The organism is Vibrio sp. Y51_MX_L26, from assembly GCF_024181935.1.
Taxonomy (GTDB): domain Bacteria; phylum Pseudomonadota; class Gammaproteobacteria; order Enterobacterales; family Vibrionaceae; genus Vibrio; species Vibrio diabolicus.
Genome location: NZ_JAMZAS010000007.1, coordinates 79,139 through 93,371, shown reverse-complemented (window position 1 = coordinate 93,371; position 14,233 = coordinate 79,139). Strand labels below are relative to the sequence as shown.

Annotated in this window: 18 protein-coding genes; 5 read left to right on the top strand and 13 right to left on the bottom strand. The window is 44.8% G+C overall.

The features are described 5' to 3' along the window. Nucleotides 1-18: 18 nt before the first annotated feature. Together cysD and cobA are read right to left on the bottom strand one after the other, a co-directional pair. The gene (cysD, locus tag NL645_RS15685; protein WP_005379592.1) at nucleotides 19-927 is read right to left on the bottom strand and encodes a sulfate adenylyltransferase subunit CysD; all 909 of its coding nucleotides are present in this window, start codon (nucleotides 925-927) and stop codon (nucleotides 19-21) included. A gap of 59 nt (nucleotides 928-986) precedes the next feature. Next, entirely contained in the window at nucleotides 987-1,862 is an 876-nt protein-coding gene (cobA, locus tag NL645_RS15680; protein WP_031780800.1) for a uroporphyrinogen-III C-methyltransferase, read from the bottom strand. A 275-nt stretch (nucleotides 1,863-2,137) separates the two neighbouring features. Here cobA and cpdB point away from each other — a divergent pair, with 275 nt between their 5' ends. Both cpdB and NL645_RS15670 read left to right on the top strand, forming a co-directional pair. After that, nucleotides 2,138-4,099, top strand: coding sequence for a 2',3'-cyclic-nucleotide 2'-phosphodiesterase (gene cpdB / locus NL645_RS15675; RefSeq protein WP_253652009.1), 1,962 nt, complete (start codon nucleotides 2,138-2,140; stop codon nucleotides 4,097-4,099). 97 nt (nucleotides 4,100-4,196) lie between these two features. Beyond that, nucleotides 4,197-4,775 carry a Crp/Fnr family transcriptional regulator gene (locus NL645_RS15670; RefSeq protein WP_017820293.1) on the top strand — a complete coding sequence of 193 codons (579 nt, stop codon included), beginning with the start codon at nucleotides 4,197-4,199 and terminating at the stop codon, nucleotides 4,773-4,775. A 54-nt stretch (nucleotides 4,776-4,829) separates the two neighbouring features. Here NL645_RS15670 and dbpA read toward each other — a convergent pair whose 3' ends face one another. Then, on the bottom strand, nucleotides 4,830-6,209 hold the full coding sequence (dbpA, locus tag NL645_RS15665) for an ATP-dependent RNA helicase DbpA (protein WP_253652008.1): 1,380 nt from the start codon (nucleotides 6,207-6,209) through the stop codon (nucleotides 4,830-4,832). Nucleotides 6,210-6,351: 142 nt separating this feature from the next. Between dbpA and NL645_RS15660 the strand changes: the two genes are divergently transcribed. Continuing rightward, nucleotides 6,352-6,813: a GNAT family N-acetyltransferase gene (locus tag NL645_RS15660; protein ID WP_017820295.1), complete on the top strand. Its 462-nt coding sequence runs from the start codon at nucleotides 6,352-6,354 to the stop codon at nucleotides 6,811-6,813. 91 nt (nucleotides 6,814-6,904) lie between these two features. Here the strand turns inward: NL645_RS15660 and NL645_RS15655 are convergent, their stop codons facing one another. Beyond that, nucleotides 6,905-7,501, bottom strand: a complete 597-nt coding sequence (locus NL645_RS15655; protein ID WP_017820296.1) for a LysM-like peptidoglycan-binding domain-containing protein — start codon at nucleotides 7,499-7,501, stop codon at nucleotides 6,905-6,907. A gap of 232 nt (nucleotides 7,502-7,733) precedes the next feature. Between NL645_RS15655 and NL645_RS15650 the strand changes: the two genes are divergently transcribed. Together NL645_RS15650 and NL645_RS15645 are read left to right on the top strand one after the other, a co-directional pair. Beyond that, nucleotides 7,734-8,354, top strand: coding sequence for an FKBP-type peptidyl-prolyl cis-trans isomerase (locus NL645_RS15650; protein ID WP_005392370.1), 621 nt, complete (start codon nucleotides 7,734-7,736; stop codon nucleotides 8,352-8,354). Nucleotides 8,355-8,507: 153 nt separating this feature from the next. Further along, nucleotides 8,508-8,987, top strand: a complete 480-nt coding sequence (locus tag NL645_RS15645) for a DUF2780 domain-containing protein (RefSeq protein ID WP_017820297.1) — start codon at nucleotides 8,508-8,510, stop codon at nucleotides 8,985-8,987. Between the two features lie 135 nt (nucleotides 8,988-9,122). Here the strand turns inward: NL645_RS15645 and rplQ are convergent, their stop codons facing one another. From rplQ to rpmD, 9 genes are all read right to left on the bottom strand, one after another. Continuing rightward, a complete protein-coding gene (gene rplQ, locus NL645_RS15640; RefSeq protein WP_005383141.1) occupies nucleotides 9,123-9,503 on the bottom strand; it encodes a 50S ribosomal protein L17 in 381 nt (126 codons plus the stop codon). A gap of 26 nt (nucleotides 9,504-9,529) precedes the next feature. Continuing rightward, nucleotides 9,530-10,522 carry a DNA-directed RNA polymerase subunit alpha gene (gene rpoA / locus NL645_RS15635; protein WP_005383143.1) on the bottom strand — a complete coding sequence of 331 codons (993 nt, stop codon included), beginning with the start codon at nucleotides 10,520-10,522 and terminating at the stop codon, nucleotides 9,530-9,532. A gap of 24 nt (nucleotides 10,523-10,546) precedes the next feature. After that, nucleotides 10,547-11,167 carry a 30S ribosomal protein S4 gene (gene rpsD, locus NL645_RS15630; RefSeq protein WP_005383146.1) on the bottom strand — a complete coding sequence of 207 codons (621 nt, stop codon included), beginning with the start codon at nucleotides 11,165-11,167 and terminating at the stop codon, nucleotides 10,547-10,549. A gap of 27 nt (nucleotides 11,168-11,194) precedes the next feature. After that, nucleotides 11,195-11,584 (bottom strand): 30S ribosomal protein S11, encoded by a 390-nt coding sequence (gene rpsK / locus NL645_RS15625; RefSeq protein ID WP_001118870.1) that lies wholly within the window; start codon nucleotides 11,582-11,584, stop codon nucleotides 11,195-11,197. Nucleotides 11,585-11,602: 18 nt separating this feature from the next. Next, nucleotides 11,603-11,959 (bottom strand): 30S ribosomal protein S13, encoded by a 357-nt coding sequence (gene rpsM / locus NL645_RS15620; protein WP_005383154.1) that lies wholly within the window; start codon nucleotides 11,957-11,959, stop codon nucleotides 11,603-11,605. 149 nt (nucleotides 11,960-12,108) lie between these two features. Then, on the bottom strand, nucleotides 12,109-12,222 hold the full coding sequence (rpmJ, locus tag NL645_RS15615; RefSeq protein ID WP_000868186.1) for a 50S ribosomal protein L36: 114 nt from the start codon (nucleotides 12,220-12,222) through the stop codon (nucleotides 12,109-12,111). Between the two features lie 38 nt (nucleotides 12,223-12,260). After that, a complete protein-coding gene (gene secY / locus NL645_RS15610) occupies nucleotides 12,261-13,595 on the bottom strand; it encodes a preprotein translocase subunit SecY (RefSeq protein ID WP_005379562.1) in 1,335 nt (444 codons plus the stop codon). Between the two features lie 20 nt (nucleotides 13,596-13,615). Next, a complete protein-coding gene (gene rplO, locus NL645_RS15605) occupies nucleotides 13,616-14,050 on the bottom strand; it encodes a 50S ribosomal protein L15 (RefSeq protein ID WP_005383155.1) in 435 nt (144 codons plus the stop codon). A 5-nt stretch (nucleotides 14,051-14,055) separates the two neighbouring features. Further along, a complete protein-coding gene (gene rpmD / locus NL645_RS15600) occupies nucleotides 14,056-14,232 on the bottom strand; it encodes a 50S ribosomal protein L30 (RefSeq protein WP_005379565.1) in 177 nt (58 codons plus the stop codon). Nucleotide 14,233: the final 1 nt, after the last annotated feature.

Here is a 14,233-nt window from a genome sequence, read left to right as displayed (position 1 = left end):
TATCTTTCCTTAGATCCTTTAGAAGTAACCTTGACGTTTCTTAAGCTCCATCGATCCTGACTGATCGTGGTCGATCGCTCGGCCTTGGCGCTCACTCGACGTTGCCACCAGCATCTCTTCGATAATGCCGGTCAAAGTGTTTGCTTCAGACTCGATAGCCCCAGTCAATGGATAACAACCAAGGGTACGGAAGCGCACACTCTTCTCTTCAATCACTTCACCCGGTTGAAGCTCCATACGATCATCATCAACCATGATCAGCATGCCATCGCGTTCAACAACTGGGCGTTTGTCCGCGAGGTAAAGCGGCACGATCTCGATGTTTTCTAAATAGATGTATTGCCAGATATCAAGCTCAGTCCAGTTAGACAGCGGGAATACACGAATGCTCTCACCCTTATTGACCTGGCCGTTGTACGTCTTCCATAGCTCAGGACGTTGGTTTTTAGGGTCCCATGTATGGTTCTTATCGCGGAATGAATACACGCGCTCTTTCGCCCGTGATTTCTCTTCGTCGCGGCGCGCACCACCAAAGGCCGCATCAAAACCGTACTTGTTCAGCGCTTGTTTTAAGCCTTGAGTCTTCATGATGTCAGTGTGCTTAGAAGAACCATGAACAAACGGACTACAGCCCATGGCTAGACCTTCTGGATTCTTATGTACCAAAAGCTCAAAACCGTATTTGGCCGCGGTGCGATCACGAAATTCAATCATCTCGCGGAACTTCCAATCGGTGTCAACATGCAGCAATGGAAATGGAATCTTACCTGGGTAAAAAGCTTTACGCGCAAGGTGCAGCATCACTGATGAGTCTTTACCAATCGAATACATCATGACTGGGTTATCAAACTCAGCCGCAACTTCACGGATAATATGGATACTCTCCGCTTCGAGTTGTTTAAGGTGAGTTAAACGTTGTTGGTCCATGTTTTGTATTTCCTTTTTAAGCTTGAAGGCGCATTACGTCTCTAATCTTTGGTCTGAAATTATATGGAGTTGGCAATAGCACTTTTGTTGAATTCAGTACTAGACAAAAACCAGTCTAACTTTTGAGACAGTCGCACTACCTCTCCGACAACAATCAAAGATGGCGACTGTGCTTCCTTCGATAAATCAGATAGTTGGGAGAGTTCTCCCGTAAATACTTTTTGTTGAATCTGCGTGCCACGCTCAATAATGGCAATCGGAGTCGACGCTGAACGGCCATGCTTAATGAGTTGATTCTGAATATAGTGTGATTTCATCAGCCCCATGTAGATCACTAAAGTCTGATTCCCACGCGCCAACGTGGACCAATCCATCTCATCACTTTCTTCTTTCAAGTGGCCAGTCACAAAGATGGCCGATTGCGCATAATCACGATGAGTCAGTGGAATACCAGCATAAGCGGTTGCGCCAGCTGCTGCGGTAATGCCAGGGACAACTTGAAAACGAACGCCGGCATCAGCAAGCACTTCTAACTCTTCACCACCACGACCGAATACAAACGGATCCCCACCTTTAATGCGCACTACTTTGTAGCCCTGCTTGGCAAAATCCACCAAAAGCTGATTCGTCTTCTCCTGCGGCACACTGTGATGCCCAGCTCGCTTCCCAACGCACACTAAAATCGTATCGCTTGGAATCAATGCCATGATTTCTTCAGACACCAAGTAGTCGTACAAAACCACGTCAGCTTGCTGCAAGCAGTTCAGTGCTTTCACCGTCAGAAGTTCAGGATCGCCTGGTCCTGCACCTACTAAGGCAACTTCACCAGGCTGTAGCGATTGCTTTGCAAAACGAGTAACACCAGCGACTGGGTTGTCAGAAACTAACCGGGGCTTTGGTTTAGGAAAAGAAGTGACTGAATCGTTCGTTGCCATGTGCTTGCTCATCGTCCATTGATATCGTTATGCAAGCATTATGGCGGGGCGTTTATATTACCTGAAATTCTAAAATTTCATTTTTTATTCAAAAATCTGCTAAGAAGTTTTTGTTTGGTCTCATTCAAAAGCGTGAAAAAGTCGGCGGTTAATATGAATAAGGTTCAGTAAACTGATTAATGTTCACAGTTTTCTGTATCTTTATCATCGAGTTGCATCTGTGTTTGATACATTACGCAGTACGATTTCCCCTTATCATTGAATTGGAGCACCAAATGAAAGTGGCAGTTCATCCTATTTCCCTCGCAGTATTAAGTGGCATGCTAACGCTTGCTGGCCCAGCAATGGCCGATACCATCAAGCTTCGTATTATCGAAACCACCGACATTCACACCAACGTGATGGATTACGATTACTACAAAGACCAACCATCACAGCAAATCGGTTTAAGTCGCGCAGCGACAATAGTGAAACAAGCTAAGTCCGAGACAGAAAACACGGTACTAGTAGATAACGGTGATTTAATTCAGGGCAGCCCAATGGGCGATTACATGGCGGCGAAAGGGATTAACGCTGGCGATGTGCACCCAGTCTACAAGGCGATGAACCAACTAGACTACGATGTGGGCAACATTGGCAATCATGAGTTCAACTATGGCCTAGACTTTCTACAAAAGACGTTGGCGGGCGCTAACTTCCCTTACATCAATGCAAACGTATTTGATAAACAAACCGGTGAGCATTACTTCAAGCCTTACCTCATCAAAACTCACACATTTAAAGACACAAACGGCGAAGCGCATCAAATAAAAGTGGGTTACATCGGCTTTGTACCACCACAAATTATGGTGTGGGATAAGAAAAACTTAGAAGGCAAAGTCTTTGCTAAAGACATTAAGGAAACAGCAGAGAAACTGATTCCTCAAATGAAGAAAGAAGGCGCAGACGTGATTGTGGCGATTCCACACTCGGGCATTTCTACTGATCCATACAAACTAGGCGCTGAAAACTCTGTTTACTACCTCACAGAAGTTGAAGGTATTGATGCGATTGCTTTTGGCCACTCTCACGCCGTCTTCCCAGGGAAAGACTTCGCAAACCTACCTGGTGTTGATATAGATAAAGGGACCATCAATGGTGTAACGTCCGTGATGCCGGGCCGCTGGGGAAGTCACGTAGGTGTGATGGATTTGATGCTGAAAGAGAAAGACGGCAGATGGCAAGTCGTCGAAGGCCAAGCAGAAGCACGCCCTATCTTCGATAAAGTAAATAAGAAGTCATTAGCTAAAGCCGATGCAGATATTGTGAAAGCGTTAGAAGAAGATCACAAAGGCACTCGTGAATTTGTAAATCAACCAATCGGCAAAGCAAATGATGTCATGTACAGCTTCTTGGCATTAGTGCAGGACGACCCCACCATTCAAATCGTTAACCTTGCTCAGAAAGACTACGTAGAACGCTTTATTCAAGGCGACCCAGACCTTTCTGACATTCCAGTACTGAGTGCGGCAGCACCATTTAAAGTCGGCGGTCGTAAGAACGATCCGAATAACTTTACAGAAGTAGAATCCGGTCAGCTCACCTTCCGTAATGCGGCCGATCTTTACTTATATCCAAACACCTTGGTTGCGATGAAAGTGAAAGGTAAAGAAGTTCGCGAATGGCTAGAGTGCAGTGCGGGTCAATTCAACCACATCGACATCAACAATCCTGAACCGCAATCTTTGATTGATTGGGATAATTTCCGTACGTACAACTTCGATGTTATTGATGGGGTTAACTACCAAATCGACGTTACCCAACCGCCGAAGTACGATGCGGATTGTAAAGTGATTAATCCAGCTTCTCAGCGCATTGTGAATCTGACGTTCAATGGTAAGCCTGTCAATCCGAAGCAAGATTTCATCATCGCAACCAATAACTACCGTGCTTATAGCAATACTTTCCCTGGTACAGGCCCAGATTTCATTGCATTTGACGCACCAGATGAAAACCGCTCTGTCGTCGCCACTTATATTTCTCGCGTGAGTGAAGAAAAAGGAGAAGTGACACCAAGCGCTGACAACAACTGGTCTTTCGCACCGATTAAGTCCGATAACAAGCTAGATATTCGTTTCGAAACCTCCCCTAGCGATAAAGCGGCGCAGTTCATCAAAGAGAAAGGACAATACCCAATGAAACGCGTGTCAACAGACGACATTGGTTTCGCAATTTATCAAATCGATCTGAATAAATAAGGTTGATTTGACAACAACACTAAGCGGCTCTCATGAGCCGCTTTTTTGTTATCAATAAAACCCGTTAAAATAAAGAAAACCGTTTCCGAGTTATCACATGCACAGCGATCTTTTTTCAGACTTAGTCAAACATGGCTTTTTAGAGACAGAAGCAAACCAACTTATTGAAAATGGTGAGTTACTCGAACTGCCTACACGCCACATTCTTAATCACCAAGGGGAGTTTAGCTCACACCTTTACTTCATCATTGAGGGGTTATGCCACGCAAGCTATCTCACGGAGCACGGCAAAGAATTCAGTAAAGAATTTTATTGGGAGAAGGACTGGGTTATCGGGTTTGAGAGCATAATAAAGGACCAACCTTCGCCTTACTTATTGGAAACGCTGAGCGCTTGTCAGCTATTTTGCTTGCCAATTGAAACGTTGCATCACTGGCGAGCAGAAAAGCACGCCATTTACTTAAAGCTACTCGAAAACCAACTGGTTAATAAAGAGAATAAAGAACGCTTTATGTTGCTCTACTCTCCAGAAGAACGATATCAATTATTTTGCGCTCATTACCCAGATTTAAAGCAACGTATTACCGATAGTCAAATTGCGGCCTACCTGGGCATTACGCCAATCAGTTTGAGCCGAATCAAAGCGCGCTTAACCAAAGATCACACTCTCAAATAAACTCAAAAAAGAAAAAAGCTCTTCAAACGAAGAGCTTTGTCTCTGCTATTTGAGCTATTTAAGAATTCGCGCCCGGAACTGGCGCCCTTTCATCTTGCCGTTACTAATGGTCTGTAGAGCCTTTTTAGCCACAGACTTTTCGACGGCAACATAAGCGCGCACAGGGAATAGGTGAATCTTTCCGACTTGAGAGCCTGGAATACCATTTTTTCCTGTCAAACAACCTAAAATATCACCCGGTCGTACTTTCTGTTTCTTACCGCCATCAATGTTAATCGTCACCATCTTCGCTTGGTATGGCTGCTGATTTGATTTGGCAGGCAATGTTGCTGGTACCACGTCCATCTCTAGGTATTCTTCAATACGAGCTACACGTAAACCGTCTTTCTCACCAAAAAAGCTAAACGCTAAACCTTTACTACCCGCACGACCTGTACGACCAATACGGTGCACATGAACCTCAGGATCGCGCGATAGCTCAAAGTTAAAGACTGCGTCAAGATTATCAACGTCCAAACCACGCGCTGCAACGTCTGTTGCAACAAGGATAGACACACTCTTGTTAGCAAACTGCACCAATGCTTGGTCGCGTTCACGCTGCTCTAAGTCCCCATGGATATCGATAACGCTGAATCCTTTGTGATGCAACTCATCTGCGACACTTTGCACTTCTTTTTTGGTATTACAAAAAACAACCGCGGACTCTGGTTGGTGAGTCAGCAGCAAATTCGCCAATGCTTCATCACGCGCTTCCGAGCCTTCAACTTTATAGAAGTACTGCGCAATGCTTGAAGTATCATGCGTCGATTCCACCTTAATCACTTCCGGTGTCTGCATTATACGCTGCGCAATTTGCTCAATTTTTTCTGGAAAAGTAGCACTGAAAAGTAGAGTTTGACGCTGCTTTGGCGCTGCATCGATGATTGCATCTAATGCGCCTTGGAAACCCATGTCCAACATGCGGTCAGCTTCATCTAGCACCAAGGTATTCAGTTCGCTAAGATCAATTCGGCCTTTTTCAAGGTGATCCAAAATACGACCAGGTGTACCAACTAGGATATGCGCACCATGCTCTAACGAACCAATTTGTGGCCCCATTGGCATCCCACCGCAGAGAGTAAGCACTTTAATATTATGAATGCCGCGACCTAAAGTACGAATTTCCTTCGCTACTTGGTCTGCAAGCTCACGCGTTGGACACAATACTAATGACTGGACACGAAAGCGTTTGACGTTGAGGTTCGATAAAACCCCTAAACCAAATGCAGCGGTTTTACCTGAGCCCGTTTTACCCTGCCCGATGACATCACGATGTTTTAGGATTGCAGGCAAGCTCAAAGCTTGAATTGGCGTCATGTGGGTATAGTTCAGGGAATCAAGTGTGGCGAGTAACGCTGGGTTCAGCCCAACTTGATCAAATGTTTGTTTGCTCACGGGGATATCCTCAGGTGAGATGGAAAGAGGGCACATTATCACCAGATTTGGTGGAAAAACCAGTGCTAATTAACCTTTGTTAATGAGTATGAGCTCAAAACAAAGTAAAGTCAGTCACTCTATTCTCATTACGGATAACAACATGCTCACTTGGATTACTTTGCCCTTTGCTCAGCTAACAACAACGCAGCTGTATGAAATGATGAAATTGCGTGTGGATGTATTCGTTGTTGAACAAACCTGCCCTTACCCTGAACTGGATGGCAAAGACACATTGGAAGGTGTTTATCATCTAATAGGTTACCACGGTGATGAACTTGTTGCTTGCGCACGATTGCTACCCGCAGGCACTACGTATGACAATGTGAGTATTGGTCGAGTGGTGACAAAGCAGACCGCGCGAGGCGGTGGCTTAGGTCATAAGTTATTGGACAAGGCCTTGGCACAATGCGAAACATTATGGCCAGGACAGACAATAGATATAGGTGCTCAAGAACACCTCATCCAGTTTTATGCTAGTCATGGATTCAAGGTTATCTCAGAGTGCTATCTTGAAGATGGTATCCCTCATGTGGATATGCGGAAAGAATCCGTAGCGCTATAAGCTTCAACTCGATTGGTTACTATGAAAACTAATCGCTATGAAAAACTAACTAAAAAGACGCGATATCTTCGCGTCTTTTCATTTGAAGCGTTTACTTGTTACGTCCAAAGGTCCCATCCGATAAACGGAAAAACATAACGGACCGCCCGCTTTTTTCCAGCTGTAGCATATCTAACTCGCCTTCGTCACTAAGCTTAAAGCGAATCAACTGTCCCTGCTTTATTTGGCTTAGCGGCTTATCACTGCCTTCTATTTTGACCAGAGCGCTAAGATCCGCCATAGAGAGCTGATTACTTCTGAAAACCTGCGCTAATGTATCACCATTTTTAACCGTGTACTCTTTCCAATCTTCAGATTTCGGTCCAGAGTTCTGAGAGGTTCTCTGCTGGCTTAAACTCTGCGCGTTCAGCTCAATCGCTACGCGTTGATGATCGACCTCAGTCTGCTCAACTGGTTGATCTGTTTTATTTGGCAAAGGAATAACAAGGAGTACCAGAATCAATGGCACTAAGACCATCAAAGCACGCTGATGAAATTTAGGCAGACGCAACCAAAACTGCTTAACAGGCTGTATACGCTCCAACCATTGCTCTTTGTTGAACGGCTGCTTCCAGTCGATAGCAGCGAATTTTTGTTTAACCAATTCGACATAGTCGACTTGCTGCTTTTTCTTTCTGCGACGATTCATTGTAATGAGTCCCTTAATACTTCTACGGCCAGTATAAAAATACCGACGCGGAGAGTATATGTTTTTCACCAAACTAAAATGGAATTGGGATTAAATTAGCAGAAATTTCACTTGGAGTAAGAGATAAGTCACAACCTGGCCGCCTCAATTAAGCATTCAGTCGCAATCATTTAAACCTAAGCTCGAAACTGATATCCTGTTGCCTTTATCACTCCTAATAAGAGCGACATTCATGTCTGAAATTAAATTTGAAACTGCAGAACAAAAAGCAAGCTACGGCATTGGTCTGCAAATGGGTCAGCAACTTGCAGGCTCTGGTCTTGAAGGTCTTAGCGTTGATGCTATCGCAGCGGGTATTGCAACAGCACTAACTGGTGACATGCCATCAATCGAAATTGATGAAATCAACAAAGCACTACAAGAACTTCACACTCGTGCAGAAACAGCCCGCCAAGAAGCAGCAAAAATTGCGGCAGCAGAAGGCGAAGCGTTCCTAAAAGACAACGCTCTACGACCTGAAGTTAATGTTCTAGACTCTGGTCTTCAGTACGAAATCATTTCTGAAGGTACTGGTGCAGTTCCTACAGCAGAAAGCTCAGTTCGCGTTCACTACCACGGTGAGCTAACTGACGGTACTGTATTCGATAGCTCTGTATCTCGCGGTCAACCTGCTGAATTCCCTGTTACAGGTGTAATCAAAGGTTGGGTAGAGGCACTACAACTAATGCCTGTTGGCTCTAAGTGGAAGCTATACGTACCACAAGATCTTGCGTACGGTGAGCGTGGCGCTGGTGCGGCTATCCCTCCATTTGCAGCTTTAGTTTTCGAAGTAGAACTACTAGATATTCTTTAATTGAAACCATTTTCAATTATGATTTAATAAAACGGCGCATTAGCGCCGTTTTTTTGTCTAAACTGAATAGACTTTCTCACCTCTGAACCTTTCACTCTGATAGCCTTTAAAAATAAAATCAATTTTAAAAAACGCTCAACCTTTGGAGGTACTATGCGTAAAACACTCCTAACTCTAGCACTCCTATCAATCAACATTGGTAGTGCGCACGCATTCTTAGATTCAGTCACTCAAAAAAGTAAAGAAAGTGGCCTGATGGACATGGTCGGCAGCAGCTTGAACACCGAGTCATCTCCATTAACAGACATGCTAACTAGCCAATTACCAGTATCCACTGAGCAAGCAGCCGGAGGCAGTGGTGCGCTACTCGCTTTGGCTCAAAGCCAGCTTTCGCAAGAAAATAGTAGTGAATTACAGTCTTTGATTCCTGGACTTTCAAACTTGCAAGGGGCACAAAGCTTACTAGGAAATATTGAGAATATCAGTGCAGTAAAAAGTGCATTCGATACGTTAGGTTTAGACCCATCTATGATCAGTCAGTTTGCTCCAGTAATCTTGGATTACTTGAACAAGCAAGGCGCTAGCGAAGGGCTTCTAAGTTCGTTGGGCGGGTTGTGGAATACTAGTAAATAAGCGTAAGTGATAATCACTTTTTAAATTGCCAGTCTGCATGGGTTGAAATAAATGTAGGCTGGATATAAAGGTTTACTGAATTACAGATACAAAAAAGCCGAGCTAATGCTCGGCTTTCTCGTTCTTACGAACTGATTACTCAGCAGCTTCTTCAGCAGCTGGGCGATCTACAAGCTCAATGTAAGCCATTGGAGCTTTATCACCAGCACGGAAGCCAGCTTTTAGGATACGAGTGTAACCGCCCTGACGAGCAGCAAAACGTGGACCTAGTTCGTTAAATAGTTTTGCAACTACTTCGTTGTCACGAGTACGTGCAAATGCTAGACGACGGTTAGCAACACTGTCAGTCTTAGCTAGTGTAATCAAAGGCTCAACTACGCGACGTAGCTCTTTTGCTTTTGGCAAAGTAGTCTTGATAACTTCATGACGTACTAGAGAGCTAGCCATGTTGCTGAACATCGCTTTGCGATGTGAGCTGTTGCGGTTGAGTTGACGACCACTCTTACGATGGCGCATGACCTAATCCTTCTAACTAGTATCGATTAATCTTCAGCGATTGATGCAGGTGGCCAGTTTTCTAGGCGCATGCCCAGAGACAGACCACGTGACGCAAGTACGTCTTTAATCTCAGTAAGAGATTTTTTACCAAGGTTAGGCGTTTTAAGTAGCTCAACCTCAGTACGTTGTACTAGATCACCGATGTAGTGAATCGCTTCTGCTTTCAGACAGTTAGCAGAGCGAACTGTTAGTTCAAGATCGTCTACAGGACGCAGTAGGATCGGATCGAATTCTGGCTTCTCTTCCTTCTCCTCAGGAACTCGTACATCACGAAGATCTACGAATGCATCCAATTGTTCAGCTAGGATTGTAGCTGCACGACGGATTGCTTCCTCAGGTTCTAGAGTACCGTTTGTTTCCATATCGATAACAAGCTTGTCTAGATCAGTACGCTGTTCTACACGAGCTGCTTCTACAGCGTAGGCAATTTTGTCTACTGGGCTGTAAGTAGCATCTACTAGTAGGCGACCGATAGGACGCTCGTCTTCTTCGTTATGGATACGCGCAGAAGCTGGAACATAACCACGACCACGTTCAACTTTGATACGCATTGCGATCTCAGCGTTGTCATCCGTTAGGTGACAAATTACGTGTTCAGGGTTAGCGATCTCTACATCACCATCATGGGTGATGTCACCTGCAACCACAGGGCCCGAGCCTGATTTGTTCAAAGTAATGAACACTTCATCTTTGCCTTCGGCAACGCGCACAGCCAAACCTTTAAGGTTTAGAAGAATTTCAAGAATATCTTCTTGAACGCCTTCTTTCGTGCTGTACTCATGAAGTACGCCTTCGATTTCTACTTCTGTTACAGCACAACCTGGCATAGAAGATAGAAGGATGCGGCGAAGTGCATTACCCAGAGTATGACCAAAGCCACGCTCTAATGGCTCAAGAGTTACTTTTGCGTGAGTCGAGCTGATTTGTTCGATGTCAACTAGACGTGGCTTAAGAAATTCTGTTACAGAACCCTGCATTGTGTCCTCTCTTTAGTTTAAACCTTACTTAGAGTAAAGCTCGACGATCAATTGTTCGTTGATGTCAGCTGATAGATCAGAACGCTCAGGCATACGCTTGAATGTACCTTCCATCTTGCCACCATCTACTTCAATCCAAGTTGGTTTTTCACGTTGTTCAGCAACTTCTAGAGCTGCTTTGATACGAGCTTGCTGTTTAGCTTTCTCGCGAATAGAAACAACGTCATTAGCCGCTACTTTGAAAGAAGGAACGTTTACAACTTTACCGTTTACTAGGATAGCTTTGTGGCTAACTAGCTGGCGTGCTTCTGCGCGAGTTGCGCCAAAGCCCATGCGGTAAACTACGTTATCAAGACGACCTTCAAGAAGCTGAAGTAGGTTTTCACCAGTGTTGCCTTTTAGGCGAGCAGCTTCTTTGTAGTAGTTACGGAATTGTTTTTCTAAAACGCCGTACATACGACGTACTTTTTGCTTCTCACGAAGCTGAACGCCATACTCAGATAGACGACCGCGACGAGCGCCGTGTACACCTGGTGCGTTATCAATTTTACACTTGGTATCGATCGCGCGAACACCAGACTTAAGGAATAAGTCAGTGCCTTCACGACGGCTAAGCTTCAGCTTAGGACCCAAATATCTTGCCATGATTCTTCTCCAATTGTCCTAGAAACGTTATACGCGACGTTTCTTAGGTGGACGACAACCGTTATGAGGGATTGGTGTAGCATCAACGATGTTTGTGATGCGGAAACCAGCGGCGTTCAGTGCACGAACAGTAGATTCGCGACCTGGACCAGGACCCTTAACCATAACTTCCAAGTTCTTTAGGCCGTATTCTTTAGCCATTTCAGCACAACGCTCAGCAGCAACCTGTGCAGCGAACGGAGTAGACTTACGAGAACCACGGAAACCAGAACCACCTGCAGTAGCCCATGCAAGAGCGTTACCTTGACGGTCAGTAATGGTTACGATTGTGTTATTGAAAGAAGCATGGATGTGCGCAACGCCATCTGCAACTTGCTTGCGTACGCGCTTACGAGCGCGAGTTGGTTGTTTAGCCATTGTACTCTACCTTCCCGATTATTTCTTGATCGGCTTACGCGGACCCTTACGGGTGCGAGCGTTGGTTTTAGTACGCTGTCCACGTAGTGGTAGACTGCGACGATGACGAAGACCACGGTAACAGCCAAGGTCCATAAGACGCTTGATGTTCATAGATACTTCACGACGTAGATCACCTTCTACAGTGTACTTAGCTACACCATCACGCAGTTGATCGATCTGCTCTTCAGTTAGTTCACTGATCTTAACATTTTCAGCAATACCCACTTCAGCTAGGATAGCTTGAGAGCGAGTTTTACCGATGCCGTAGATCGCTGTTAGAGCGATTACTGCATGTTTCTGATCAGGAATGTTAATGCCTGCTATACGGGCCATTATTCACTCCTAAGTGTTTCTATAAAAGAATTAGCCGCAGCAAAGCCCGTTATGGATACGCTGCGGAATACTACTTCTTTTGCACGCAAAAGGTAGGCCGAGGAATATACTCGACCCAACCTTCATTTTCAAGTAAAAATTTCTGCTAATTAGCCTTGGCGCTGTTTGTGCTTTGGCTCACTGCAAATCACGCGAACGACACCGTTACGCTTGATTACTTTACAGTTACGGCAGATTTTTTTAACGGAAGCACGAACTTTCATTGCTAAACTCCGTAAATGAAACTGAGTCTACCGCCGGATTAACGGCCGTAGCCTTTCAGATTCGCTTTCTTCAACACAGAATCATACTGTTGAGACATCAGATGAGTCTGTACCTGTGCCATAAAGTCCATAATTACAACAACTACGATTAGTAGCGATGTACCGCCGAAGTAGAAACGTACGTTCCACGCGACCATCATGAACTCGGGAATCAGACAGATAAAGGTAATGTACAGTGCACCAGCAAGGGTTAGACGTGTCATTACTTTATCAATGTATTTCGCTGTCTGCTCACCTGGGCGGATACCGGGTACGAATGCACCAGACTTCTTCAAGTTATCTGCTGTTTCACGTGGGTTGAAAACCAACGCCGTGTAGAAGAAACAGAAGAAGATAATTGCTGCTGCATAAAGCATTACATACAACGGTTGACCTGGGCTAAGAGCCAAAGACACGTCAGTTAACCAACCGAACGCGCTGCTCTCACCGTTTTGACCAAACCACTGAGCCAATGTTCCTGGGAACAAGATAATACTTGATGCAAAAATCGCTGGAATTACACCTGCCATGTTAATTTTAAGAGGCAAGTGCGAGCTTTGCGCAGCAAATACTTTACGACCTTGTTGACGTTTCGCATAGTTAACGACGATTCGGCGTTGACCACGTTCCATGAAAACAACGAAGTAAATTACTGCAAAAGCTAATACCGCGATTAGCAACAGAAGAAGTACATGCAATTCACCTTGACGCGCTTGCTCGATTGTTTGACCGATTGCAGAAGGCAATCCAGCAACAATACCTGCAAAAATTAGTATCGAAATACCATTACCAATTCCGCGCTCTGTAATTTGTTCACCTAACCACATCAAGAACATGGTACCGGTTACTAAACTTACGGTAGCAATTAGCGTAAACATGGTTTGGTTGATAACAACCAGATTGTCGACCATGTTTGGTAGGCCAGTTGCAATACCTATAGCTTGGAAGGTTGCAAGTACAAGCGTGCCGTAGCGTGTGTATTGGCTTATCTTACGACGGCCTGCTTCACCCTCTTTTTTGAGTTCAGCTAACGCTGGATGAACTACAGTTAGCAATTGGACAACAATAGATGCCGAAATATACGGCATGATGCCCAATGCTAATATAGATGCACGCTCAAGAGCACCACCGGAGAACATGTTAAACATTTCAACGATGGTACCTTTTTGCTGTTCGAACAAATCGGCAAGTACAGCAGCGTCAATACCAGGAATCGGCACAAAAGAGCCGGCTCGGAATACTAAAAGTGCACCAATTACGAATAACAAGCGCGACTTTAGTTCACTTAAGCCGCTCTGAGCACTACGAAAATCTTGTCCTGGTTTCTTAGCCATCTGTACCTCGTTCCTCGAGATTATTCCTCGATTTTACCGCCTGCAGCTTCGATTGCAGCTTTAGCGCCTTTAGTCACACGTAGACCTTTAACAGTCACTGCTTTGTTGATTTCACCAGAAAGAACAACTTTTACAAATTCGATGTTCTTAGTGATGATGTTAGCAGCTTTAAGACTGTTTAGATCAACTACGTCACCAGAAACTTTCGCTAGCTCAGCTAGACGAACTTCAGCAGACACTAGGCTCTTACGAGAAGTGAAACCGAATTTTGGTAGACGTTGTTTCAGAGGCATCTGACCGCCTTCGAAACCTGGACGAACACTGCCGCCAGAACGTGATTTTTGACCTTTGTGACCACGGCCACCAGTTTTACCTAGGCCTGAACCGATACCACGACCTACTCGCTTCGCAGAAGTTTTCGCGCCAGCAGCCGGTGCTAGAGTATTCAAACGCATTCTGATTACTCCTCAACTTTAACCATGTAGTAAACCTTGTTGATCATACCGCGAATACACGGAGTATCTTCAAGTTCTACTGTGTGGTTGATTTTACGAAGACCTAGACCGCGCAAAGTAGCTTTGTGCTTTGGCAGACGACCAATTGAGCTTTTAGTTTGAGTTACTTTAATAGTTGCCATG